Annotated in this window: 26 protein-coding genes; 11 read left to right on the top strand and 15 right to left on the bottom strand. The window is 59.0% G+C overall.

Annotation, left to right across the window (positions count from 1 at the left end; genetic code table 11):
- Positions 1-15: 15 nt before the first annotated feature.
- The 5 genes from D4A39_RS08925 to pilG are packed head-to-tail and all read right to left on the bottom strand — an operon-like array spanning position 16 to position 4,358.
- A complete protein-coding gene (locus tag D4A39_RS08925) occupies positions 16-894 on the bottom strand; it encodes a CheR family methyltransferase (protein WP_022986011.1) in 879 nt (292 codons plus the stop codon).
- Positions 895-925: 31 nt separating this feature from the next.
- On the bottom strand, positions 926-2,953 hold the full coding sequence (locus D4A39_RS08920; RefSeq protein ID WP_022986010.1) for a methyl-accepting chemotaxis protein: 2,028 nt from the start codon (positions 2,951-2,953) through the stop codon (positions 926-928).
- Positions 2,954-3,010: 57 nt separating this feature from the next.
- Entirely contained in the window at positions 3,011-3,559 is a 549-nt protein-coding gene (locus tag D4A39_RS08915) for a chemotaxis protein CheW (protein WP_022986009.1), read from the bottom strand.
- A 14-nt stretch (positions 3,560-3,573) separates the two neighbouring features.
- Positions 3,574-3,942, bottom strand: a complete 369-nt coding sequence (gene pilH / locus D4A39_RS08910) for a twitching motility response regulator PilH (RefSeq protein ID WP_022986008.1) — start codon at positions 3,940-3,942, stop codon at positions 3,574-3,576.
- A 32-nt stretch (positions 3,943-3,974) separates the two neighbouring features.
- Complete coding sequence (gene pilG, locus D4A39_RS08905; protein ID WP_022986007.1) at positions 3,975-4,358, bottom strand: twitching motility response regulator PilG; 384 nt, start codon at positions 4,356-4,358, stop codon at positions 3,975-3,977.
- Positions 4,359-4,602: 244 nt separating this feature from the next.
- Between pilG and gshB the strand changes: the two genes are divergently transcribed.
- From gshB to ruvX, 4 genes are all read left to right on the top strand, one after another.
- Entirely contained in the window at positions 4,603-5,556 is a 954-nt protein-coding gene (gene gshB / locus D4A39_RS08900; protein ID WP_102790610.1) for a glutathione synthase, read from the top strand.
- A 133-nt stretch (positions 5,557-5,689) separates the two neighbouring features.
- Complete coding sequence (locus D4A39_RS08895) at positions 5,690-6,565, top strand: energy transducer TonB (protein WP_119917915.1); 876 nt, start codon at positions 5,690-5,692, stop codon at positions 6,563-6,565.
- Between the two features lie 185 nt (positions 6,566-6,750).
- Positions 6,751-7,311, top strand: coding sequence for a YqgE/AlgH family protein (locus D4A39_RS08890; protein ID WP_022986004.1), 561 nt, complete (start codon positions 6,751-6,753; stop codon positions 7,309-7,311).
- A gap of 169 nt (positions 7,312-7,480) precedes the next feature.
- Positions 7,481-7,882: a Holliday junction resolvase RuvX gene (gene ruvX / locus D4A39_RS08885; RefSeq protein WP_119917914.1), complete on the top strand. Its 402-nt coding sequence runs from the start codon at positions 7,481-7,483 to the stop codon at positions 7,880-7,882.
- 57 nt (positions 7,883-7,939) lie between these two features.
- Here ruvX and D4A39_RS08880 read toward each other — a convergent pair whose 3' ends face one another.
- Entirely contained in the window at positions 7,940-8,527 is a 588-nt protein-coding gene (locus D4A39_RS08880) for a YceI family protein (RefSeq protein ID WP_233552456.1), read from the bottom strand.
- A complete protein-coding gene (locus D4A39_RS08875) occupies positions 8,527-9,114 on the bottom strand; it encodes a cytochrome b (protein WP_022986001.1) in 588 nt (195 codons plus the stop codon). The genes D4A39_RS08880 and D4A39_RS08875 overlap by 1 nt, the downstream gene beginning before the upstream one ends.
- 361 nt (positions 9,115-9,475) lie before the next feature.
- Between D4A39_RS08875 and pyrR the strand changes: the two genes are divergently transcribed.
- From pyrR to D4A39_RS08860, 3 genes are all read left to right on the top strand, one after another.
- Positions 9,476-10,042: a bifunctional pyr operon transcriptional regulator/uracil phosphoribosyltransferase PyrR gene (pyrR, locus tag D4A39_RS08870; RefSeq protein WP_119917913.1), complete on the top strand. Its 567-nt coding sequence runs from the start codon at positions 9,476-9,478 to the stop codon at positions 10,040-10,042.
- A gap of 268 nt (positions 10,043-10,310) precedes the next feature.
- A complete protein-coding gene (locus D4A39_RS08865) occupies positions 10,311-11,312 on the top strand; it encodes an aspartate carbamoyltransferase catalytic subunit (RefSeq protein WP_022985999.1) in 1,002 nt (333 codons plus the stop codon).
- Positions 11,302-12,582 (top strand): dihydroorotase, encoded by a 1,281-nt coding sequence (locus tag D4A39_RS08860; protein WP_022985998.1) that lies wholly within the window; start codon positions 11,302-11,304, stop codon positions 12,580-12,582. The genes D4A39_RS08865 and D4A39_RS08860 overlap by 11 nt, the downstream gene beginning before the upstream one ends.
- Positions 12,583-12,631: 49 nt before the next feature.
- On the opposite strand, the gene D4A39_RS08855 is transcribed toward D4A39_RS08860, so the two are convergent.
- Positions 12,632-13,327: a TetR/AcrR family transcriptional regulator gene (locus D4A39_RS08855; protein ID WP_022985997.1), complete on the bottom strand. Its 696-nt coding sequence runs from the start codon at positions 13,325-13,327 to the stop codon at positions 12,632-12,634.
- A gap of 171 nt (positions 13,328-13,498) precedes the next feature.
- Between D4A39_RS08855 and D4A39_RS08850 the strand changes: the two genes are divergently transcribed.
- The 3 genes from D4A39_RS08850 to D4A39_RS08840 all read left to right on the top strand — a co-directional run bounded on the left by D4A39_RS08850 (position 13,499) and on the right by D4A39_RS08840 (position 17,271).
- The gene (locus D4A39_RS08850) at positions 13,499-14,941 is read left to right on the top strand and encodes a coniferyl aldehyde dehydrogenase (RefSeq protein WP_022985996.1); all 1,443 of its coding nucleotides are present in this window, start codon (positions 13,499-13,501) and stop codon (positions 14,939-14,941) included.
- Positions 14,942-15,092: 151 nt separating this feature from the next.
- The gene (locus tag D4A39_RS08845; RefSeq protein WP_022985995.1) at positions 15,093-15,626 is read left to right on the top strand and encodes a hypothetical protein; all 534 of its coding nucleotides are present in this window, start codon (positions 15,093-15,095) and stop codon (positions 15,624-15,626) included.
- A gap of 31 nt (positions 15,627-15,657) precedes the next feature.
- Positions 15,658-17,271 carry a GMC family oxidoreductase N-terminal domain-containing protein gene (locus D4A39_RS08840; RefSeq protein ID WP_102790616.1) on the top strand — a complete coding sequence of 538 codons (1,614 nt, stop codon included), beginning with the start codon at positions 15,658-15,660 and terminating at the stop codon, positions 17,269-17,271.
- Positions 17,272-17,387: 116 nt separating this feature from the next.
- Here the strand turns inward: D4A39_RS08840 and D4A39_RS08835 are convergent, their stop codons facing one another.
- Genes D4A39_RS08835 through D4A39_RS08825 form a run of 3 tightly spaced genes read right to left on the bottom strand, consistent with a single transcriptional unit; the run spans position 17,388 to position 18,508 of the window.
- On the bottom strand, positions 17,388-17,642 hold the full coding sequence (locus D4A39_RS08835; protein WP_119917912.1) for a hypothetical protein: 255 nt from the start codon (positions 17,640-17,642) through the stop codon (positions 17,388-17,390).
- 7 nt (positions 17,643-17,649) lie between these two features.
- A complete protein-coding gene (locus D4A39_RS08830) occupies positions 17,650-18,138 on the bottom strand; it encodes a hypothetical protein (protein ID WP_147393900.1) in 489 nt (162 codons plus the stop codon).
- On the bottom strand, positions 18,131-18,508 hold the full coding sequence (locus D4A39_RS08825; protein WP_022985991.1) for a MerR family transcriptional regulator: 378 nt from the start codon (positions 18,506-18,508) through the stop codon (positions 18,131-18,133). The genes D4A39_RS08830 and D4A39_RS08825 overlap by 8 nt, the downstream gene beginning before the upstream one ends.
- Before the next feature lie 113 nt (positions 18,509-18,621).
- On the opposite strand from D4A39_RS08825, the gene D4A39_RS08820 reads away from it, so the two are divergent.
- Positions 18,622-19,674 (top strand): NAD-dependent epimerase/dehydratase family protein, encoded by a 1,053-nt coding sequence (locus D4A39_RS08820; RefSeq protein ID WP_119917910.1) that lies wholly within the window; start codon positions 18,622-18,624, stop codon positions 19,672-19,674.
- Here D4A39_RS08820 and D4A39_RS08815 read toward each other — a convergent pair.
- The 4 genes from D4A39_RS08815 to D4A39_RS08800 all read right to left on the bottom strand — a co-directional run bounded on the left by D4A39_RS08815 (position 19,671) and on the right by D4A39_RS08800 (position 21,847).
- A complete protein-coding gene (locus tag D4A39_RS08815) occupies positions 19,671-20,246 on the bottom strand; it encodes a DUF4334 domain-containing protein (RefSeq protein ID WP_199699435.1) in 576 nt (191 codons plus the stop codon). The two genes, D4A39_RS08820 and D4A39_RS08815, sit on opposite strands and share 4 nt — an antisense overlap.
- Before the next feature lie 244 nt (positions 20,247-20,490).
- A complete protein-coding gene (locus tag D4A39_RS08810) occupies positions 20,491-20,850 on the bottom strand; it encodes a hypothetical protein (RefSeq protein WP_119917909.1) in 360 nt (119 codons plus the stop codon).
- A 38-nt stretch (positions 20,851-20,888) separates the two neighbouring features.
- Positions 20,889-21,299 carry a roadblock/LC7 domain-containing protein gene (locus tag D4A39_RS08805; RefSeq protein WP_022985987.1) on the bottom strand — a complete coding sequence of 137 codons (411 nt, stop codon included), beginning with the start codon at positions 21,297-21,299 and terminating at the stop codon, positions 20,889-20,891.
- Positions 21,296-21,847 (bottom strand): GTP-binding protein, encoded by a 552-nt coding sequence (locus D4A39_RS08800; protein ID WP_119917908.1) that lies wholly within the window; start codon positions 21,845-21,847, stop codon positions 21,296-21,298. The genes D4A39_RS08805 and D4A39_RS08800 overlap by 4 nt, the downstream gene beginning before the upstream one ends.
- Positions 21,848-21,849 lie beyond the last annotated feature (2 nt).

The following is a 21,849-nucleotide window of genomic DNA, read 5'->3' as shown; positions in this document are numbered from 1 at the left end:
GAGGCAGGTTTCTTGTTATCTACAGCGCCGAAAGGCCAGCGTATCGGCAAAGTGCACCCGTTCCAGATCCGGATGCTGCCAGTCTGTTACTTCCCCGGGGCCCAGTATCAGCATCCCCCCGGGGGCCAGCCGCTCGGCCAACCGATTGACGATCTGCCGTTTCCGCCAGCGCCGGAAATAGATCAACATGTTCTGGCAAAAAATCAGATCCATGTTGTTCATGGGCGCATTGCCCAGATCCAGTACATTGAGCCGGGCGAAGCAGATACGCTCCTTGAGTTGTGGCGCGACGCTGACCGTCTGACCGTTCTCGGACGGCAGAAAATATTTTTCCCGCAGGCTCGGATCCACCTGCAGGATGCGTCTTGCCGGATACTCTCCACGGCGGGCTTTCGACAGGGTTGGGAGACTGATATCCGTTGCCGTGATGCCGTAAAACAGCTTGCGGTCATTGCCGCAAAACTGCTCGTTGATCAGCATGGCAAGGGAATAGGCTTCCTCACCGGTGGAGCACCCCACGCTCCACACGTCCAGATTGGCAGCGTCAGGCTGCTCGGCCATGAAGCGCTGTACGAATTCCTCCACCAGGGCAAACGAGCCCGGGTGACGGAAAAAACTGGTTTCCTGCACGGTGAGCCTATCCACCAGTACGGACCATTCCATGGCCCGCGTTTGAGTGGTGCCCACCATCAGGTGCTCGTAATAGGTGTCGTAGTCCTCGATCCCCAACTCGCGCATTCGTATGCTCAAGCTGGTTTCAAGGAAGGTCTTGCGTTCGGTCGACAACGTCATCCCGGTACGATCTTCCAACAACGCCTGCCACAGCTGGAATTGCTCCATATCCATGGCTGGCGTGTTCTTGATCGACCAGCGATCTGTCATGGCCGCACCCATCGCAAAACCCCTTTAACCGGCATCAACCGGATCAGGAGTGCTCCGGCAGGCGGAAGCCGGCAACGGAGTTACGCATTTCCTGAGCCATCTCGGCCAGGTTACCAATGGACCGTGCGGTGGCAGTGGTACCCGCCGAGGTCTGAGAGGTAATTTCCTGGATCACGTTCATGGTGTTGGAAATGTGACCTGCTGACGCCGCCTGCTGGCGCGCCGCATTGGAAATGTTCTGGATCAGGTCAGCCAGGGTCTTGGATACGTTTTCAATTTCTTCCAGTGCCACACCCGCATCCTGCGCCAGACGAGCCCCTTTCACTACCTCGGCCGTGGTGGCCTCCATGGAGATAACCGCTTCGTTGGTATCGGTCTGAATGGTTTTTACCAGTGTCTCAATCTGCTTGGTGGCCGCGGCAGAACGTTCCGCAAGGCGCTGTACCTCATCCGCTACCACCGCGAAGCCCCGGCCGGCTTCACCAGCCATAGACGCCTGAATGGCAGCATTCAATGCGAGGATGTTGGTTTGGTCCGCAATATCGTTAATCAACGAAACGATGTCACCAATCTCTTGGGAGGATTCACCCAGACGCTTGATCCGTTTGGAGGTTTCCTGAATCTGCTCGCGGATCGTGTCCATACCATGGATGGTTGCCTGTACCACTTCGGCACCCTTGTTGGCGATGGCTACCGCCCGTTCCGCTACCGCGGCGGACTCGGCGGCATTGGCCGATACCTGGTCAATGGATACCGCCATCTCATTTACCGCCGCCGAAGCCCCGGCGATTTCCTGCGCCTGGTGCTCGGACGCCTCAGCCAGATGCATCGCCGTGGACTGGGTTTCCTGAGCCGCCGACGCGACCTGTACCGCGGTGTTGTTAATGGTCTGTACCAGGCTGCGCAGCTGGTCAATGGAGTAGTTGATGGAGTCCGCGATGGCCCCGGTGAAGTCCTCGGTTACCGTCGCCTGTACGGTAAGGTCACCGTCAGCGAGGTCACCCAGCTCATCGAGCAGACGCAGAATCGCCGCCTGGTTACGCTGGTTTTCGCTTTCCAGTTCTTCTTTCTTTTTCGCTTCCTGGCGGTTCCGTTGAGCCATGATCAGGAAGAACAGCAGCACCGCAATAGCGGCAGACATACCACCCAACGTCACCGACGGGAAGAAAGTACCGGTGGAATCTTCAAACTGGTTGTTCAGGTTAGTCGCTTCCTGAAGCAGGTCCTGCGAGCGACGGAAGATGGTGTCTGCCGCGTTACGCACCTGGAACAGCTCCGGGGCCGTTTCCAGGATCTCGTCCACGGACTGGGTAACGAATTCGTCGAACAGATCGGCCACCTCGGCCAGATAATCCAGCGCGTCCGGGTCATTGACCTGGTCAATACCCATGGCGCTGTCGCCTTCGATCATGCCATTCATGACACGGCCGAAGAGGCTGGCATCACGGCCAAAGGAATCCGCTGCAATCACCGCGCCGTCGCCACCTTCCAGCACCTTGGAGATGGAACGCACGATACGCTCGGCCAGCCAGGATTGGCGCTGCGCAAAGGCGATCTGCTCCGGGTCAGCGCCGTTCATGACCAGAATTTCCACTACGCCTTCATATTCCGCCTGAAGGGAAGGAATGGTCTGGGCCAGGGTGTCTGCCACTTCGTGCAGATCCAGAACCGGGTCTTCCCCTTTCAGAATGGTGGAGGCGTTATCGTCCACTTCATTCCACAGAGTCTCCAGCCGTTGCTGCACCTGTGGATCGGACACTTCCTTGTCTTTTACCGCGCCCCAGGCTTCCTGGAAACCTTTTCGCGATTTATCCAGCAATTCGAAGGCGTCGGCGTTGCCGGCAGCCGCTTCCAGGGCGTTCTTTGCCAGCTGCTGGGAAATTACCCGCATCTCGGAGGCCCGGGTAATATTTTCCTGGGCTTCGTTCGCAGTAGTGGCAGACAGCAGGAAGTTGATCAATGCCAATACGAGAAAAATGGCAAGACCAATATACAGTGCAATATTCAGCGAATTACCGCCGCTCGCACCCCCCCGCAGTTTGTCGAAAAATGCTCCCGGATTGAACTTCATAGTCTGGCTCCTGGCCTGGCGTTCGCTCTTCTTATGTACCCCTAGTACGCGCTGCAGCTAGCCGGTGCGGGCTACCTGCATAAAACGCGGGTCCTCTGCCAGCCGGCTAAGGCTGAAAACGGACCAGTACTCCCCTTCGCGCCGATAGGCCCCGCGCACATACCCTGTGACAGAGGGGTCGCTAACCGGCAGTGATTCCACAAACTCATCAATGGGGAAATGTTGCATCCCCAGCACCTCATCCACTGTCATCCCTGTGTAGAGGTCATCCTGGTCCAGCACCAGCAGTCTTCGCCGCCGCTCCTGTACCGGTGAACTTTTTTCCAGAAAACCGCTGAGATCCATCACGGTCATCAGCCTGCCCCGCACGTTGGCGATCCCCTTCATCCAACTTTGGGCGCCCGGTATCCGGGTGTAGGAGGGCACCGTCAGAATTTCGGAAACCTCATCCAGCGGTGCGACGTATTTCTTGCCATCAAGCACAAATCCCACGCCACTCCAGTAACTCACCGCATCCTGCTGCATGGGCAGGTCACGGGCCTGCTCACGGCAACGCTGATGGTATTCGGCAAGCTTGATATAGGGGGCTGACGCGGTTGCACTCATGGAAGGCTCCAGGTTCAGCTGTCGGCCAGCATGCGGTCGACGGTTTGCAGGAGCACATCTTCATCCACCGGCTTGGTCAGGTAATCCCGGGCGCCCTGGCGCTTGCCCCAGACTCGGTCGGTTTCCTGATCCTTGGTGGTCACGATGACGATGGGAATGTGAGCGGTATCAGCACCCTTGGTGAGCTGGCGAGTCGCCTGGAAGCCATTCAGGCCAGGCATCACTACGTCCATCAGAACCAGCTCCGGCAGCTCGGAGCGCGCCATCGCCACCCCATCGGCCCCGTTGGCGGCCTCGAGCACCTCGTGGCCGTGCTTTTCCAGGATCTCCCGGAGTTTGTAGGTCTCGGTGGGAGAGTCATCCACAATCAGAATACGTGCCATCTTTTCCTCTTCCGGTTACGCGGCAATGCCGCTTAACCTGATATATGCTGACGAATTGCCCCAAGCAGCTCGTCCTTGGAGAACGGCTTGGTCAGGTATTCGTCGGAACCCACGATGCGGCCCTTGGCCTTGTCGAACAGACCGTCCTTGGAGGACAGCATGATCACCGGGGTGGACTTGAAGGCACTGTTGTTCTTGATCAGCGCGCAGGTCTGATAACCATCCAGCCGCGGCATCATGATATCCACAAAAATGATACTGGGTTTGCTGTCCGCGATTTTGGCCAAGGCATCGAAGCCATCGGTGGCGGTGATCACTTCACAACCTGCTTTTTTCAACAAGGTCTCAGCGGTACGACGAATAGTCTTGGAATCGTCGATCACCATTACCTTGAGGTCTTGGAAATTGTCAGTCATGGAAACTGCCTTTAACCGTGAACCGTAATTGGCCGCAACTTGTTGTAATTTTTGGCCTTTTTAGTAATTCGATGGGCGGGGCCTGTGGCATTATCAACCCAAGCGAAGTTTTTAACACAGATTCTACAATCAATCTATAAGGCCCTGTGAAACTTGAGAAAGCGGGCTGTTCCTGCATGCGTAGCGAACACCCTTCAGCGCTGCTAAGATTGGCCAGCCCCGTTCCCGTCCCAGTGGAGACCCCATGAGCCTGCGCATCGGCGTGGTGATGGATCCCATCGCCAAGATCAAACCCTGGAAAGACAGCACCTTTGCCATGATGCTGGAGGCCCAGCGCCGCGGCTGGTCCCTGCACTACATGGAGCCAGGCGATCTGTATGTGCGCGATGGTCGCACCTTTGCTGCCACCCGGACACTGACCGTCACTGACAATAACGACGATTGGTACCGTATGGCCGATGCCGTGAATCACGATCTGGCCGATCTGGACATTATCCTGATGCGCCAGGACCCGCCGTTCAACACGGAATACATCTACGCCACCTATCTGCTGGAGAAAGCGGAGCGCGAGGGTGTACTGGTCGTCAACCGCCCCGGCAGCGTGCGCGACAGCAACGAAAAACTGTTCGCCACCGACTTCCCGCAGTGCTGCGCCCCCACCCTGGTCAGCAGCCAGGCCGGCCTGTTGCGCGATTTTGTACGGGAATTCGGTGACACTGTGATGAAGCCGCTGGATGGCATGGGCGGCAGCAATATCTTCCGGGTACGCAAGGACAGCCCCAACATTTCGGTAGTGATCGAGGTGCTGACCCAGCATGGCAAGACCCCGATCATGGCCCAGCGTTTCGTGCCGGAAATCAAGGATGGCGACAAGCGCATCCTGATGATCAACGGCGAACCGGTACCCTATGCGCTGGCACGCATTCCCAAGGAAGGCGAGCTGCGAGGCAACCTGGCCGCTGGGGGTACCGGCCAGGGCCGCGAGCTCACCGACCGTGACCGCTGGATCTGCGAACAGGTGGGGCCAACCCTGAAACGCAAGGGGCTGTATTTTGTCGGGCTGGACGTTATCGGCGACTATCTGACCGAAATCAACGTCACCAGCCCCACCTGCATCCGCGAGCTGGATGCCATTTTTGATATCAATATTGCCGGGCAGCTGTTTGACACCCTGCTGGAGTTACGTGAAGGCGCCTGACGGCGCCCTTCCTGCAATCGTTCGACCTGCGTCTAAGTTCAACGCATCATCGCTTGCAGACTGACTCCCGCGACACCCAGAATAGCCGCTCGCATGATCAATAATTAAAAAGCAGTAGCGATAAGACACACTCATGGCAGCCAATTCCCCCGTCAGCGCCAACGACCGCCTCACCTTCACGGTATTTCTGGCGTTGGCCTTCCATGGCATCCTTGTTTTCGGGGTCAATTTCGCCCCGGAAAAACAGCGCGCCGCCCCCCATACCCTGGAAGTGACCCTCGCCCAGTTCCAGAGCGACAACGCCCCGGACGAAGCGGACTTTATCGCCCAGAGCAACCAGGAAGGCTCCGGTGACCAGGCCGACAAGCAGGAACTAACCACCACTGAGCAGGCCGACTTTGCCGATAACAAGCTCGAAAATGTACAGCTCAAGGAGCAGACCACCACCGAGCAGTACCAGCGTCAGTCGCAACTGCTGGTCATCACCACCCAGCGCGACAGCGACTACAAGATCAACACCGAGCAAAAAGACAAGACAGAGAAAAAGCCGCTGAAAGTGGCCGAACAGGAAAACCTGGCGGACCTGAGCCGGGAGATCGCCAGCCTGCAAGCGCGCCTGGCCGAGCAGAAGCAGGCCTACGCCAAGCGCCCGCGCATCCGCCGCCTGACCTCGGTCTCCGCCAAAGCGCACTATGAAGCTCAGTACATCGATACCTTCCGCCGCGAAGTGGAAGCCATGGGTACCCGCCACTTCCCGCCCCAGGCCCTCAACAGCAAAACCTTTGGCGCCGTGCGCCTGCTGGTGGCACTGAACAAGGACGGCAGCATCAAGGAAACCCGCGTACTCCAGTCATCCGGCCACAAGTTCCTGGACCAGGCCGCCGTGCAGAGTGTGCGCCTGGCCGCTCCCTTCGATCCGTTCAGCGCCGAAATGCGCCAGAACATGGATGTACTGGAAATCATCCGCACCTGGAAATTCGACAGTAACCGGCGGGTTTCGTCGAAGTAACAGCGGCAAGCTACAACACGAAAGCCGGGCGGAGTTGATTGCAAGATTGGGGCTCCGCGCTGCAATGTCCAAAGATCGGCACATGGCCGCGGCGCGGCGCGTGCGGTTGCGGAATGGCTCCGGATGCTTCCCCGCGTTGTAGCTTGAAGCTTGCAGCTCCTCCCGCGGCGCCGGATACTGTCCCCATGGACGAGACAACCCTGAAACACCAGTTGCTGGTGGCCATGCCGCAAATGGCCGACCCCAACTTCGAGCATTCGGTAACCTATATCGTTGAGCACAGCAGCGAGGGGGCCATGGGGCTGACCCTCAACCGCCCGGTGCAGATCAGTCTCGGCGATATTCTTGCCGACATGGATATCGAGATCGAAGTGCCGCCGTCTGAACGACACCGCGTCGTGGCCGGTGGCCCGGTACAACAGGAAGCCGGCTTCATCCTCCACGCGGCCAGCACCCACTGGCAGTCCAGCATCCTGCTCAGCGATGGCCTGATGCTCACCACCAGCCGCGACATCCTCGAAGCCATCGCCATCGGCGAAGGCCCGGAGCAGTCACTGGTGTGTCTGGGCTATGCGGGCTGGGAAGCCGGACAACTGGAACAGGAACTGGTCGAAAACGCCTGGCTCAGCACCCCCGCCAGCCGCGAACTGATCCTCGACACCCCCTTTGAACAAACCTGGCATGCCGCCGCCGCCCGTATCGGCGTCGACATGAGCCTGATTGCAACCCAGGCAGGACACAGCTAGCAGTTAATAGTGAAGAGTTAACAGTGAACAGTGACGCGAGATCGGTTTTTTCTTTTCCCGAGGCGGCAGGCCGCGGCCTTGGCGTGTGCGCGACGGATAGATTGACAAAAACACGGATCAGTTGTCGCGCAACTATTCACTATTCACTGTTAACTGTTCACTGCTCCTCATGATTTTGGCGTTTGATTACGGCACACAAAAAATCGGCGTGGCCTGTGGTAACGAACTGCTGGGTACCGCCTCGCCCCTGAAAGCCCTGCCTTGCAAAAACACCCAACCCAACTGGGATGACATCGCTGCCCTGTTGAAAGAATGGGAGCCTGAGGCGCTGGTGGTGGGCTTGCCGTTGAACATGGACGGTACTGACAGTGAGTCCACTGCCCGGGCAAAGAAATTTGCCGGCCGCCTGAAGGGTCGCTTTGGCATGAAGGTCTGGTTGGTGGATGAGCGTCTCACGACTCGTGAAGCGCGCGAGCGAACCGGCATTCAAAAAGCTGATAGCCGGGTGGACTCCATGGCAGCAGTGATTATTGCCGAAGGGTTTTGGAGCGAGGGCGGCCAGCCGGTCTAGCAGTTGGCGTAGGGCGGAAATTGGCGTGAGCCAATCTCCGCCGTAGCAGAAGCCCTGTTACTTCTTGATCCCCTCCACCGAGATAATGATCTCTACGCTCTCAGAGGCCGGGCCAAGATTCTTGGTGATGCCGAAGTCGGCCAGTTTGAGTGTGGTACTGGCTTCCAGGCCCATGCGGTAACCGCCCCAGGGATCATCGCCGTAGCCAATGAGTTTGGCATCCAACGTCACCGGCTTGGTGACGCCGTGCAGGGTGAAGTCACCGGTGATTTTGGCGGTCTTGTCGCCGGTTTTTTCAATGCTGGTGCTCTGGAAGGTGGCGGTGGGGTACTTGTCCACATCCAGGAAGTCGTCACCGCGCAGGTGCTTGTCACGCTCGGCGTGATTGGAATCGACACTGGCGGTCTGGATGGTGGCCTGGACACTGCTTTTTTCCGGATTGTCAGCATCCACAGTGAAAGTGCCATTGAAGTCATTGAAGCGGCCATACAACCAGCTGTAACCCAGGTGGGAAATCTTGAACATGACAAACTGGTGTGCGCCTTTCTTGTCGAACTGATAGGTGCCGCCAGGTTCGGCAAAAGCCAGGGTACTGAGCATCAGGGCGGCGGTGGCCAGGCCCGCTTTTTTCATCAGACTTACCATCATTGTGACTCTCCAGGTGATGACGGGGTTGGGTGTCGCGGCGACAGCCCCAGCATACGGCGCAGGGTATCGTCACGATCAAGAAAATGGTGCTTGAGCGCGGCCAGGGCATGCAGCCCCGCCAACACGATAAGGCTCCAGACAGCGACTTCATGAATATCGCCTGCGATGTCTTCCAGCCCGGATTGATGCCCGGTAAGGGAGGGTACCGAAAACCCGCCAAACACTGACACCGATGAACCATCCGCACTGCTGATCAGGTAACCGCTAACCATCGCCACAAATAACAACAGGTACAGGGCCCAATGGGCGAGATGAGCCAACAGGGTTTCCCAGCGCTGGTGGGTTGGCAGGGATGCCGGGGGAGGGGATAACCATCGCCAGAGCAATCGCACCAGCATGACCGCAAACAACAGAATCCCAATGCTGCGATGGATATCCGGGCCGGTGCGATACCAGGGGTCGTAGTAGCCCAGGTCCACCATCCACAGGCCCAGCGCAAACAGGCCGATCACTGTGGCGGCCACCAGCCAGTGCAGGCCAATGCTGAGCCATCCATAGCGTGTACGGTCATTGCGTATTGGCATCCTGCTTCCCTTTCCCTCACCGTCGTCCCGTCTTTGGTTGGAGCCGTTCAGACGGCACAAGTTTCAACACTGTACAAAACTTACCGTGAGGGACCGGGTGACTCCCATCCCAAAAAACTGAAGGGTTTGATCGGATGGTTAGGGATGAGGGTGGCTGCGGGAGATCCTTGGGGGTCCTGCAGCCGCTCACAGACGCTAGGCGATAGAGTGGGAGCGGTCGTTCGACCGCTATGGTCCCGCTCGTGCCTTTGTTCGCAGTGGAACCACCGGTCCCACCGTTCGGGAGGAAGGCTTTGCCTTTCAAAACCCGTATCTCGCAACTCGCGCCTGATCAGGCTTTATTCTTTGCACAACAGAGGCCATGCTTGTCTTTCGCCATACGAGCATGGCACCTACCGTCAGTATCGATTTTCTGGAGAGCCCCTTGAGTTGGGACGAACAACAACTGCAGACACACCTCAGCAGCATGGCCGCAGCCATTGATGCCCACTTTCACGGCCGCAGCCCGTTGCTGGTAGGCATCGAATCCGGCGGCGCCTGGGTCGCCACCGCACTGAACAACAAACTGGCCAAGCCGCTGCCCATGGGCACCCTGAATCCAGCCTTCTACCGGGACGACTTCGATACACGGGGCCTGAAAGCCACAGTCACCCCCTCCAAGCTGCCCTTTGATGTGGATGGCCAGCACATTTTGCTGGTGGATGATGTGCTGATGACCGGCCGCACCATACGTGCAGCCATGAATGAACTGTTCGATTTTGGCCGCCCGGCGTCCATCAGCCTGGCAGTGCTGTTTGATATCGGCCACCGGGAATTGCCGATTCGTGCCGATATTTGTGGCGAAACTTTGGCATTGCCCCCCCATCAACGGGTAGAATTACGCGGGCCCGCCCCCCTTGTGGCGGAGATACGAGACACAATGGCCTAGGCCTGTTATCAGTTTCCTGGGCCGCCGTGTTGCGCCGTAAATAGCGCCAGGCAAGGCGCGAGGAGTGATGTTTGGTTTATCCAAATGAACGACGAGCAACACGGCATGGCGCTATTTACGGCACAACCCGAAGGGCCGGGTCCCTTTTTCCGCAATACGGTGTTGCCGTTCACTTATGTAGAATAACTACACGGTGCTCACGGCGCCTTGTCTTGCGAAAAAACTGCCACCGGCACGGTGGCCCAGGAAACTGATAACAGGCCTCCGAATGACGCTTGCGCCATCCTCCCGCGTACAACTTACCGACGACGGTAAGCTTCGCCATTTCCTCACCACCGAGCACCTCCCCCGTCCCCTGTTGGAAGACATCCTTGATACCGCCGCCAGTTTTGTCGATGTGGGTGGACGGTCCATCAAGAAGGTGCCGCTGCTGCGCGGCAAGACCGTGGTGAATCTGTTCTTCGAATCGAGTACCCGTACCCGCAGCACCTTCGAGCTGGCTGCCCAGCGCCTGAGCGCGGACGTACTCAACCTGGACATTGCCAAGTCGGCGACCAGCAAGGGCGAAACCCTGCTCGATACCCTGCGCAATCTGGAAGCCATGGCCGCCGACATGTTCGTAGTGCGCCACCAGGATTCCGGCGCACCGTTTTTTATCGCCAACGAGGTCACCCCCAATGTGGCCGTGATCAACGCCGGCGACGGGCGCCATGCCCACCCGACCCAGGCCATGCTCGACATGTACACCATTCGTCACTACAAGGGCGGCTTTGCCGGCCTGAAGGTGGCCATTGTCGGCGATATCCTGCACTCCCGAGTGGCCCGCTCCCAGGTCCACGCCCTGAATACGCTGGGGGCCGAAGAAGTCCGCCTGATCGGCCCCAAAACCCTGTTACCCGTGGATGCCGAAGCCCTGGGCGCCACTGTTTTTACCGATATGGCCCAGGGCCTCAAAGAGGTAGATGTGGTCATCATGTTGCGCCTTCAAAAAGAGCGCATGGACTCTGCCTTGCTGCCCAGTGAAGGGGAATTCTTCCGGCTGTACGGGCTCAACAACGACAAACTGCAATTCGCCAAAGAGGACGCCATCGTGATGCACCCGGGCCCCATCAACCGGGGGGTGGAAATCGCGTCAGAGGTGGCTGACGGCCCCCGCTCGGTGATTCTCAACCAGGTCACCTTCGGGATCGCCGTGCGGATGGCGGTCATGTCCATGGCGATCAGCGGTCAGGACAGCGTGGCCGCACAAGGAGGCGCCCATGGCAGCTAAGGCCAATATCCTGATCCGCAAAGGTCGGGTGATCGACCCCGCCTCTGGTCGCGATGATGTGGCTGACCTGTTGATCGAAAACGGGCGCCTGACACGTATCGGCGCCAGTCTCGACGCCCCCGGTGCCGACATTATTGAAGCGGACGGCCATTGGGTGTTGCCAGGTCTGGTGGATGCCTGTGTGCACCTGTCGCTGCCAGGCAGTGGTCGCACTGGCGACATCGCCAGCGAAACCCGCGCTGCCGCTGCCGGTGGTATTACCCACATGGCGGCCCAGCCCGATTGCGGACCGGTCGATTCCACTGCGGTGGTGCGCCTGATTCGCGAACAGGCCGGGCAGGCGGGCTTTGCCCGCATTATGCCCATCGCGGCCATGACCCAGGGGCTGCAGGGTGAACAGCTGGCGGAAATGGCCACCCTGGCCAAGGCGGGCTGTATTGCTGCCGGTAATGCCGGGCGCCGTATTGCCAGCGCCCTGGTGCTGAAACGCTGCCTGGAATATGCCGCCACCTTCGATATGCCCGTCATGTTCCGCCCACAGGACTCGGCCCTCAGTGCCGGCGGTTGTGCCCATGAAGGGCCCGTGGCCACCCGTCTGGGGCTGCCCGGCATCCCGGCCATCGCTGAGAGCGTCGATTTGTCCCGGGATCTGCTGCTGGTGGAAGCCACCGGGGTGCGTGCGCACTTTCAACAGATTTCCAGCCGTCAGTCCCTGCGCTTGCTCCGTGAAGCCAAGCAGCAGGGCCTGCCGGTAACGGCCGATGTCAGCATTCAGCATCTGCTGCTGGACGAATCCGCACTGGAAGGCTTCAACAGCTACTGCCACGTGATCCCCCCGCTGCGCAGTGCCCAGGACCGCGAAGCCCTGCTGGAGGCAGTCGCCGACGGCACCATCGACGCCATTTGCTCCCAGCACACCCCGATCGGCTCGTCCAGCAAGGCGGCACCGTTCCCGGCAACCCGGCCAGGCATGGCTGGCGTGGATACCCTGCTGTCACTGGTACTGGAACTGGTGGACGAGGGCAAGCTGAGCCTGACCCGGGCACTGGATGCAGTCACCGCCGCGCCGGCACGCTGCCTGGGTATTCAGGCAGGTCAGCTGGAAACCGGTCGCCCGGCCAGCCTGTGTGTGGTGGATGCGCAAAGTCGCAAGGATTATGGCGAACACTGGCTATCCGCCGGCAACAACTCGCCGTGGCGCCGCGCGGTACTGAAAGGCAATGTGAAGCTCACCGTGTGCCAGGGCAAGGTCAGCTGGCTGACCGACTGAACCGTGCGAGCGCGGCGGCCGCAAGCCGCGCTCGCCGCCACACCCGGCCTCATTCTTCCCCGGCAAGCTCCATGGGAAACCCCATCAACAGCTGCATGGTGCTGTCCGCCGAGCGGTAACGGTCTTTCATCTCCTGAAGATGGTCACGGGCCTCACCGCGCAGAAAAGGCTCTTCCAGACAGATAATCTGGTAGATGCCGTGGCGCATCAGCCCTTCGTCCAGGGCTTCATCGCTGGCCGCATCCGGGCGCAAACCGTGCACCAGCGCCGCCCAGGTGGACATGATGATCCAGGTGTTCACCATCAGCCCCTGCAGCTGTTCGTCATCGACCTCGATAATGCCACTGCTGCGCAATTCCTCGTAAATCACCGTCCCGCGAACCAGTACCGCCTGCACAAAACGGTGGTAGCTGGCGGCCAGCTGTGGGTCCGCCTGCAGGAAGTGGGACAGGTCCCGGTGAAAAAAGCGGTACTGCCACATGGCCGCCAGCAACCCTTCGAAATAGTACACCTTCACCCGCCAGCTCAGCGGTCCCTGGGGCGCTTCGAGCAGTTGCAGCAACTGCTGCTGATAGCGGTCGAACAACCCCGCCACAATCACTCCCTTGTTACGGAAGTGGTAGTACAGGTTGCCCGGGCTGATGCCCAGCGCCTCGGCAATGTGATTGGTGGTCACGTTGCGTTCTCCCTGCTGGTTGAACAGGGCCAGGCTGGTTTCGAGGATACGGTCTTTAGTGCTGGTCATTATGGGCCAAAGGTCGACGTTTACAGAAGCGCTGTTGACTCTTAGAGTAATTACTCTAAAAATCGATTCAAGATTAATTTTTAGGCGGTAGCGAACCGGACTTTGCAGTGGGCTACCGGCAGCCATCTTATACAAAACAGTCACAACAATTGAACTCGGGAGGCGAAGACCATGGTCGCCGAAGTGAAAGAACTGCAGCAGAACAATACTGAAATCCAGCGCATGCAGCGCATTTTTGATGCCCAGAAGGCGGCCTACCGCCAGCATCCCTATCCCACTGCCGAACAGCGTATTGACCTGATCAGCCGCATTCGCCCCATGCTGGTGGACCACCAGGATGCCTGGGCCAATGCCATCAGCGCGGATTTCACCAACCGTGCGGTGGACGAGACCAAGCTGGCCGAGATCATGATTACCCTGGAAGGCCTGAAGTACACCACCAAGCGACTGCGCAAGTGGATGAAGCCCAGCAAGCGTCATGTCAGCGCCCTGAGCTGGCCCGGCAAGACCTGGGTGGAATACCAGCCGCTGGGTGTGGTGGGCATCATGGTGCCCTGGAACTATCCGATTCAGCTGGCCGTCGTACCGCTGATCACGGCGCTCGCCGCCGGCAACCGGGTGATGGTGAAAATGAGTGAAGCCACTCCCCGCACCGGCGCGCTGCTGGAAAAGCTGATTGGCGAATTGTTCCCGGAAGACCAGGTCGCCGTCATCAACGGTGAAGTGGACGTGGCCCAGGCCTTCTCCCAGCTGCCCTTCGACCATCTGCTGTTCACCGGCTCCACCGCGGTGGGCAAACATGTGATGCGTGCCGCCGCCAATAATCTGACGCCGGTGACCCTGGAACTGGGCGGCAAGAGCCCCTGCATCATCGGCCAGGATTTCCCCATGAAGGACGCCGCTGAACGGATTGCCTTCGGCAAGTGCCTGAACTCCGGCCAGACCTGTGTCGCCCCGGATTACATTCTGTGCCCGGAACATCGCATGGATGAATTCATCGAGGCCTGGAAAGCCCAGGTGACGCAGTCGTACCCGACCATGGTGAACAACCCGGACTTCACGGCCATCGTCAATGAGCGTCAGCACAGCCGCCTCACAGGCTACATTCAGGAGGCTCGCGAAAAAGGCGCCACGGTGATCGAGATCAACCCTGCCAACGAAGATTTCACCGGCAGCCAGAAGATCCCTCACACCATGGTGCTCAATGTCACCGATGACATGCGCATTGCCCAAGATGAGATCTTCGGCCCGCTGATGATTGTCGTGCCCTACAAGACACTCAATGAGGCCATCGAGTACGTCAACGACCGCCCCCGTCCGCTGGCGCTGTACTACTTCGACTGGAACCAGGACAACTGCGACCAGGTGCTCAAGCACACCCATTCCGGTGGCGTCTGCCTCAACGACACCATCTCGCATGTGGGCGTGGATGACATTCCGTTTGGCGGTATCGGCCCCTCCGGCATGGGGGCCTACCACGGCCCGGAAGGTTTCCAGACCTTCTCCAAGGCAAAAGGGATTTACAAGAAGGGCAAGTTCAACGCCACCAGGTTTATCCTGCCGCCTTATGGCCGGGGCATGCACAAGTTCATGTTCAAGCACATGCTGAAATAATCCTGGAGCCGACCGCAGGACACCACGTCATCCCGGCGCACCCGGGGTGACGTTTTTCACCTTGTTATTAACCGTTTATGGCTTGTTCGTCCTGTGGATTTATTCAAAGCTGGTCTCCACTACCAACACTAACAACAAACAAGAGTGCGCTATGGATCAGGGAATCAACCGTCGCGGCTTCCTCAAATTGGGCGCCTTTGGCAGCGCCATGCTCGCCACCGGCTCCGGGCTCGCCCTGCTGAGTGGCTGCGCCAGCAATGATGGCCCAGCGACGGGCTACCGCTACTTTCGTCAGCAAGACATCGAACTGCTCACCCCGTTGGTTGGCGTGGTCATGGGCCCGGCGCTGGCCGCGGTCAACGCGTCTGCCGAAGATGGCATGAAGGCCTATGACGATCTTCTGGAAGGCGCCATGCCCGGCACACGGGCGACCTTGTTCCAGTTACTGGATCTGCTGCAATTGGGCGCCGCCCGCTGGTTTCTGACCGGCACCTGGGCAAGCTTTGCCGAGCAAAGTGACGAGCAACTGCAACAGACCCTGGCCGACTGGTCAGCCAAGGAAAACAGCATTGCCCGCATGGCCCTCAAGGGCCTTACCCAGCCAATGCACATGGCCTGGTATGTGAAACCGGAGGCCGCGCGCAGCACCGGCTACCCCGGCCCGCCAAAGAAAATACTTGCCTGATTGTCTGCCAGCCAAATAACAAGGATTAGCCATGCAGGACCTCAGTTCTCTCCCGATCAAGGTGTCCGATCCGTGGAAAGACCCCGCCGCCAATGGCTGGGACGTGATCGACGGCCGAACCATTCACGACAACCGCACCCTGGAAGCCGATGTCGTCATTATCGGCAGTGGTGCCGGTGGCGGGGTCAGCGCCGAAATTCTCAGCCAGCAAGGCCTGAAGGTCATCATCGTCGAGGCCGCCCGGCTGAAAACCTCTGACCAGTTCAACATGGACGAAGGCGAGGCCTACCGCGACCTGTATCAGGAAGGCGCCATGCGTGCCACCAAGGATGCCGGCATGACCATCCTGCAGGGAAGGGCAGTGGGCGGCACCACCGTGGTCAACTGGACCAGTTCTTTCCGCACCCCTCACGAAACCCTGAATTTCTGGCGCGATCGCTACGGCGTGGACGGGCTCGACCGGGCGTCCCTGGATCCCTGGTTTGCCAAAATGGAGCAGCGCCTGAACATCGAAAAGTGGATCATGCCCCCCAACGCCAACAACGATGTGCTCAAGCGCGGTTGCGATGCCAAGGGCTGGCATGTGGATGTGATCCCCCGCAATGTGAGCGGCTGCTGGAACATCGGCTACTGCGGCATGGGCTGCCCGACCAATGCCAAGATGTCCATGCTGGTCACCACCCTTCCGGAAGCGCTCAACCAAGGCGCTACCCTGATCCACAGCGCCCAGGCACACCAGCTGGTGATTGAGGGTGACACGGTCACCGGGGTGATCGTCCATCCCCTGCAAAACGACAAACAGCCCACTGGCGCCACGGTCACCCTGAAGGCCCGTGCCGTGGTCACCGCCGGTGGCAGCATGCAGAGCCCGGCGTTGCTGTTACGCTCTGAGGCGCCGGACCCCAAGGGGCTGGTCGGCACACGGACCTTCCTGCACCCCACCAATTTTGCCTACGGCATTTACGACAAGGAAATCGCTCCTTACTACGGTGCCCCGCAATCCATGTACTCCGATGAGTTTGTCTTCAAGCATGGAGTCGATGGCCCGGCAGGCTACAAGCTGGAAATGATGCCCATGCATCCTGGCCTGAATACGGCGCTGGTCGGCGGTTACGGCATCGATGCACGACAGCAGGCGGAACAGTTGCCCAACCTGGCCGCGTCCATCGCCCTGCTTCGCGACGGCTTCCATGAAGACAGCCAGGGCGGCCGTGTAGAACTGCGGGACAATGGCGAGCCGCTGCTGGACTACCCGGTGAATGACTACCTGCTCGACGGCACCCGACGTGCCCATCTGACCATGCTGGAAATGCAGTTTGCGGCGGGCGCCAAACAGGTTCGGCCAGGGCACCACGATGCCCCGTACTACAAAAGCTGGAAGGAAGCCAAAGCCGGCATAGCCAGCCTGGACTATGCGCCCACCATTACCGGCCTGGGCAGCGCCCATGTGATGGGAGGCTTAACCATGGGGCAGGATGACAGCCACTGCACCGTTAACAGTGACGGCAGCTACAAGTACCTGAATGGCCTGTACGTCATTGATGGATCGGTGTTCCCCACTAGCCTCGGGGTTAACCCACAGCTCACCATCTACGGCATCAGTGCCCGCAACGCGACACGACTGGCGGAAGCACTCAGCGTGTGACTCGCGTTTACCGGCAAGCCCCGGAGACAACGCCCCGCGCCTTGTCTCCGGGGCCCGGCAGGCTCAGAGCCCAAAGGGCACCGCAAAGGGCCTTCACCCGACGGGACCGGCAACCCCTACCAGAACGTCACCACCGCACCCCAGATCACACCCCCGACACCGATCGGGGCCGTGAAAATCATCAGCCAGTGGCACATGAACAGCGTGTAGAGCACACCACTGATATCCACACCCGCCACGAAACAGGGCTCGGCTTCGGCGGCATCCAGCCGTGTGCCTTTCAACCGGGCAATACCACTGCCCAGCAGCGCCAACCCCAATGGGGCCAAGCCAATCACCACCAACACCGTCACCCACTGTGCTGTGCTCATGTTGTCCTCATCTCGCGATCCCCGAAAAACACACGGACAAATCCGGCGTCAATTTTGGCAGAAGATTACCTGCCCACACCCAGCCTTGCGCCGACAAACCGCACACCAACAACACAACCATGAAAAACAACGCCGGGCGCAAACGGGCCCGCCGGCCGTACACATAACGGGTCGGGCGCAACACCTTTTCTCCTGGCAGGGGGAACTGCCCGAGCCGCCAGGTGCGCCAGCTTCGTCGCCCTTCCAACAACACCACCACGATCACCAGCGAAGCGGGCAAGCCGACTAACACGCCATAGATCACCAGCGTCAATCCATTGATACCCAGGTATTCATGGCAGTGGGCAAGGGGCACAACCGCGTCGAACCAGGGCAGGAAAATTTTTGTTGTCAGCAACAATAACGGCACCGCCCAAAGCAACGTCAGCAACAGCATCCGCCAACGCTCACGCAACGTATATTGTGGAGCAAAACCCGAGGGGGGCAGATTATTCATGAATGGCCTGCCCATGCTCACGGGCCTGCTGCTCCAGCCGCGCTTGCTCTTTGCCCAGCAGAGCGCTGAGCTGTCTGAGTTCGCGGATTCGCGCCTTCACGGCCGCCCGCTTGCTCGCCATCAACCTCGCCCCCTCAGCACAGTTGATACTGTCTGCCCGCAATGCATCCAGCACGTCGCGAATTTCCCGCAGGGTGAAACCCAGCCCCTTGAGTTGGGTCAACATGGCCACCCGCTCCACCGCCTTTTCCGGATAATCCCGGTAGTTATTGCCGCTGCGAGAGACCTCCTGCAGCAGTCCTTCCTTTTCGTAATAGCGAAGCGTATCCCGGCTTACACCGGTGCGAGCTTCCAACTCGGCAATTCGCATCGGACACCCTCCCTGTCTCAGTGGCTGAAGGTCGTGCTTGACCTTGGAGCTTACTCCAGCCTTTAGGGTGACAACAGACCCCACCCATCACACACTGCAAGGAGCCTGACCCAATGACCATTCTGGTTACCGGTGCCACCGGTTTTATTGGCCGCCATGTCTGCGCCACACTGACGAGCCAACAGCATCATGTCGTTGCGCTACTGCGGGACCCGACCACACAACTGCCCACATTGAAGCAACAGATTCGCCAGCTTGGGGGTGACGAACACGCACTCAGCGCCGTAAAAGGCGACCTGGACGAGACCTCGCTGGGGCTGCAGGGCCCGTTACCCGCGCTGTCCGCGATCGTACATCTGGGCGCCCGGTTTGCCTGGCAGCTCGCCATGGCAGAAGCCCGGCGCACCAACGTGGCGGGCAGCCTGGCGGTAGCGGAACTGGCCAGACAACAACAATGCCGGCTGGTGTTCATCAGTGGTTTCATGCTCGAAAACCACGCGCATCTGGCTCGATTGGGGATCGATACCCAACCTGGAGGAAAGACCGAATGGCCCAGTGTCTACACGCGGGCTGGCGGTTACGAAGCCAGCAAGCTGGAAGCGGCCATACGGGTACGGGAGTTTGCCCGTCAACACCCGCTGGACATGGTAGAAATCCAGCCGGCGACGGTGTCCGGTCACAGCCAACGCGGAGAACTGGACCCCCAGCAACCGCTTTACCAGCTGATTGCCAACCTGCACACCGGCCGGTTGGCCATGATCCCGGGGAGTCAATGCCACTGGTTGCCGCTGGTCTGCGTGGACGGGCTCGCCGAGCTTATCGCCCTTGCCTGTGTTGACCCACAGGCCCCTGCACGACTGCTCGCGCTGGATCCAAACACGCCATCACTGGGCGGGCTCCTGCAACACTGTGCGGCAGCACTGGGACGTAAACCGCCCCGCCACTATATGCCGATACCACTATTGAGAGGATTGTTACGGTTGCCCGGGTTACCACGGTTAATGAATACCTGGCCGGAAGCCTTGCACTTCATTCAGACAACCCGGTTCGATACACGGGCCAGCAGCGACTACATGAAACAGCACGGGTTGGTGCACCCGGACACGGACGGGGTGCTGACTCTCTGCGTGCAGCACTTTTTGTGCTGCACGCAGCGCGAGCATTAGCTGTCGCGACGCAGCACAAAGAAGAAAGACTGCTTCATGCCTTTCAGGTCCATGATGCCGAGCACGGTATTGTCATCCACCTTGCGAAAGACATCATTGATGGGCAGGTTGTCGTACACCATGGTCGCGGTGGGCTTGCCGCGGTAGGTGGTCATGCGCAGACGGGCAGCAGACTTGTTGCCGGACAGCAGGGGAATCAGGGTTTGGAACATGGCCCCTGCGGCATCGGTTTTCAGGAAGGTGAGCTTGTCCAGCAGGCCAAGGCCTGGCATGGCCAGCAGCGGCTTGACGCTGGACAGCTCGCCGTTACGTTTGCGAAATACCAGCGGGTGCACATGCTCGGTGGTGTCGAAACGCTTGCCGTGCCAATGGCAACGCTCAAGCATACCGTCCATGGGGTGGCCGGTCTCAAAACCTTCCCCTTTCCACGCCCCCAGCATGAAATCGGCCTCCACCGGCTCCAGTGCATCGAAAATCGCCAGGGCTTCCTCACTGCTTGTGCCGGTCTGTTGTGCCTGGGCAAATCCCGTCACGGCATTATCGTGTGCCATTTCACTTTGGGTGGCGGCCATGCTGAACTCCTTGGTATGCATTCACAGTTGGCTCCAACCTAGAAGCCAAACTTGGCAGACACCAGAAAAGTCAGCGAATTGTCAGGCAGGGCGGGTTACCAAAAAGATCAGAATTGACCGTTACTATCATTGGCGGGCAAATAGCGGTCCGGGCGCGGACCTGTGTGCGTCCCGGCGATGCCAAGACATCCCGAAAAAAGAACCGCCGGCATGGGAGTGCCGGCGGTAACACGAGACAGAAAACTTACAGCTCCAGCGAGTTTTCCACTTCCTGACAGGCTCGACGAGCCAGTGCCAGATTCGACTTGGCCTTATCCAGCACCAAGTAGATGAACAACCCTTCCTTCGAAGACACCGGTCGGATGATGTGATACTGGGTACCGAGGGTAATCAGAATGTCCTCGATCTTGTCGTTCAGACCCAGAGACTTCATGGTTTTCATCTTCGCACGCACCACTTCGGTGTTACCTGCGGCAGCCAGCTCCAGATCCAGACCCGTCCCCTGCTGCCCCAGAACCATACCGCTGTTGGCATCCACAATAGCGGTACACATTGCACCATCGGGTTCCAACAGGGCCGCCATGCTGTCTTTTACATTCGCCATAATACTTCTCCTAAAGAAAGGCTTTTTTCTACGTAGATTCAGGATTGGTTACCCAGTTTCTTGCTTAACTCTTCACAGCAGGTTTTGGCTCCCCAAAGAAGCTGCCCAAGCAAAGAGGCATCATTGGCCACCACGGCAAGTGCCATGGGTGGTTCAAGATTCGGTACTTTCATAACCGCCACGACGCCTTCGTCCGATTCCACGATCAGACGACTGCACTCGGAAATACCCGCCTCCTTGGCGATAGCGGAACTAATGGCGGCCAGAGAACTCCCCATGGCCGCCAGGCGGCTGGCGCTCTTTTTGTCCACCTGCAATGCAGCAACTTCGAAACCGTCACTGCTCAACAGCACCGCAGAGGTAACCCCTGGCGTACTGTTGCTGAAAATCTGTAACTGTTTTTCGGCAATACCAACCGCTGTTTTACTAATAACGGATCCTGCTTTCATGCTTCCGCCAACCCCAGTTCGTTAACTTCAATCTGACAAAGCAGTGCTTCGACCAGAAGCAGCACATCGTCTTTCCTTCTCACATCCACTGACAGAACCGGCGGATTGATGTTGCGTTCAACCAGCGCCTCGGTAATGGCATCAATGGTGAAAAAGTCATCATCAGAGAGACGCCCCACGCCAATCACCATCGGCATCCGGCCGCCTTCCCAAAAGGCATCAACAAAGGTCGACAGGTGTTCGTCAAGATCGGGATGCTGGCCATTCAGAAGCACAATGACCCCTGCGGCATTGCTGGCCAGAATTGGCCACATAAAGCGAAAACGCTCCTGACCTGGTGTGCCGTATAAACGCACTCCGCTGGCACCGGGGATATCAATATGGCCGTAATCCAGGGCGGCGGTCGTCAGCGCCTTGTCGCACTGTTCAAGATCGGTGTTGACCACATCTGTCGAGACACATTCCTGGTCACTCAGCGCCGTTATCGCCGTTGTCTTGCCTGCGCCCATGGGCCCGGTAAAAATAATTTTGAACTCGCCTTCGGTCATCG

This window comes from Alcanivorax profundi, assembly GCF_003597125.1.
Taxonomy (GTDB): Bacteria; Pseudomonadota; Gammaproteobacteria; order Pseudomonadales; family Alcanivoracaceae; genus Alcanivorax; species Alcanivorax profundi.
This window is presented reverse-complemented; position numbering and strand designations above follow the sequence as displayed.

Excerpts from the sequence above, each read along its gene's own strand:
- D4A39_RS08925 (WP_022986011.1), bottom strand. The coding sequence starts at position 894 with ATGGGTGCGGCCATGACAGATCGCTGGTCGATCAAGAACACGCCAGCC.
- D4A39_RS08920 (WP_022986010.1), bottom strand. The coding sequence starts at position 2,953 with ATGAAGTTCAATCCGGGAGCATTTTTCGACAAACTGCGGGGGGGTGCG.
- D4A39_RS08915 (WP_022986009.1), bottom strand. The coding sequence starts at position 3,559 with ATGAGTGCAACCGCGTCAGCCCCCTATATCAAGCTTGCCGAATACCAT.
- pilH (WP_022986008.1), bottom strand. The coding sequence starts at position 3,942 with ATGGCACGTATTCTGATTGTGGATGACTCTCCCACCGAGACCTACAAA.
- pilG (WP_022986007.1), bottom strand. The coding sequence starts at position 4,358 with ATGACTGACAATTTCCAAGACCTCAAGGTAATGGTGATCGACGATTCC.
- gshB (WP_102790610.1), top strand. The coding sequence starts at position 4,603 with ATGAGCCTGCGCATCGGCGTGGTGATGGATCCCATCGCCAAGATCAAA.
- D4A39_RS08895 (WP_119917915.1), top strand. The coding sequence starts at position 5,690 with ATGGCAGCCAATTCCCCCGTCAGCGCCAACGACCGCCTCACCTTCACG.
- D4A39_RS08890 (WP_022986004.1), top strand. The coding sequence starts at position 6,751 with ATGGACGAGACAACCCTGAAACACCAGTTGCTGGTGGCCATGCCGCAA.
- ruvX (WP_119917914.1), top strand. The coding sequence starts at position 7,481 with ATGATTTTGGCGTTTGATTACGGCACACAAAAAATCGGCGTGGCCTGT.
- D4A39_RS08880 (WP_233552456.1), bottom strand. The coding sequence starts at position 8,527 with ATGGTAAGTCTGATGAAAAAAGCGGGCCTGGCCACCGCCGCCCTGATG.
- D4A39_RS08875 (WP_022986001.1), bottom strand. The coding sequence starts at position 9,114 with ATGCCAATACGCAATGACCGTACACGCTATGGATGGCTCAGCATTGGC.
- pyrR (WP_119917913.1), top strand. The coding sequence starts at position 9,476 with ATGCTTGTCTTTCGCCATACGAGCATGGCACCTACCGTCAGTATCGAT.
- D4A39_RS08865 (WP_022985999.1), top strand. The coding sequence starts at position 10,311 with ATGACGCTTGCGCCATCCTCCCGCGTACAACTTACCGACGACGGTAAG.
- D4A39_RS08860 (WP_022985998.1), top strand. The coding sequence starts at position 11,302 with ATGGCAGCTAAGGCCAATATCCTGATCCGCAAAGGTCGGGTGATCGAC.
- D4A39_RS08855 (WP_022985997.1), bottom strand. The coding sequence starts at position 13,327 with ATGACCAGCACTAAAGACCGTATCCTCGAAACCAGCCTGGCCCTGTTC.
- D4A39_RS08850 (WP_022985996.1), top strand. The coding sequence starts at position 13,499 with ATGGTCGCCGAAGTGAAAGAACTGCAGCAGAACAATACTGAAATCCAG.
- D4A39_RS08845 (WP_022985995.1), top strand. The coding sequence starts at position 15,093 with ATGGATCAGGGAATCAACCGTCGCGGCTTCCTCAAATTGGGCGCCTTT.
- D4A39_RS08840 (WP_102790616.1), top strand. The coding sequence starts at position 15,658 with ATGCAGGACCTCAGTTCTCTCCCGATCAAGGTGTCCGATCCGTGGAAA.
- D4A39_RS08835 (WP_119917912.1), bottom strand. The coding sequence starts at position 17,642 with ATGAGCACAGCACAGTGGGTGACGGTGTTGGTGGTGATTGGCTTGGCC.
- D4A39_RS08830 (WP_147393900.1), bottom strand. The coding sequence starts at position 18,138 with ATGAATAATCTGCCCCCCTCGGGTTTTGCTCCACAATATACGTTGCGT.
- D4A39_RS08825 (WP_022985991.1), bottom strand. The coding sequence starts at position 18,508 with ATGCGAATTGCCGAGTTGGAAGCTCGCACCGGTGTAAGCCGGGATACG.
- D4A39_RS08820 (WP_119917910.1), top strand. The coding sequence starts at position 18,622 with ATGACCATTCTGGTTACCGGTGCCACCGGTTTTATTGGCCGCCATGTC.
- D4A39_RS08815 (WP_199699435.1), bottom strand. The coding sequence starts at position 20,246 with ATGGCCGCCACCCAAAGTGAAATGGCACACGATAATGCCGTGACGGGA.
- D4A39_RS08810 (WP_119917909.1), bottom strand. The coding sequence starts at position 20,850 with ATGGCGAATGTAAAAGACAGCATGGCGGCCCTGTTGGAACCCGATGGT.
- D4A39_RS08805 (WP_022985987.1), bottom strand. The coding sequence starts at position 21,299 with ATGAAAGCAGGATCCGTTATTAGTAAAACAGCGGTTGGTATTGCCGAA.
- D4A39_RS08800 (WP_119917908.1), bottom strand. The coding sequence starts at position 21,847 with ATGACCGAAGGCGAGTTCAAAATTATTTTTACCGGGCCCATGGGCGCA.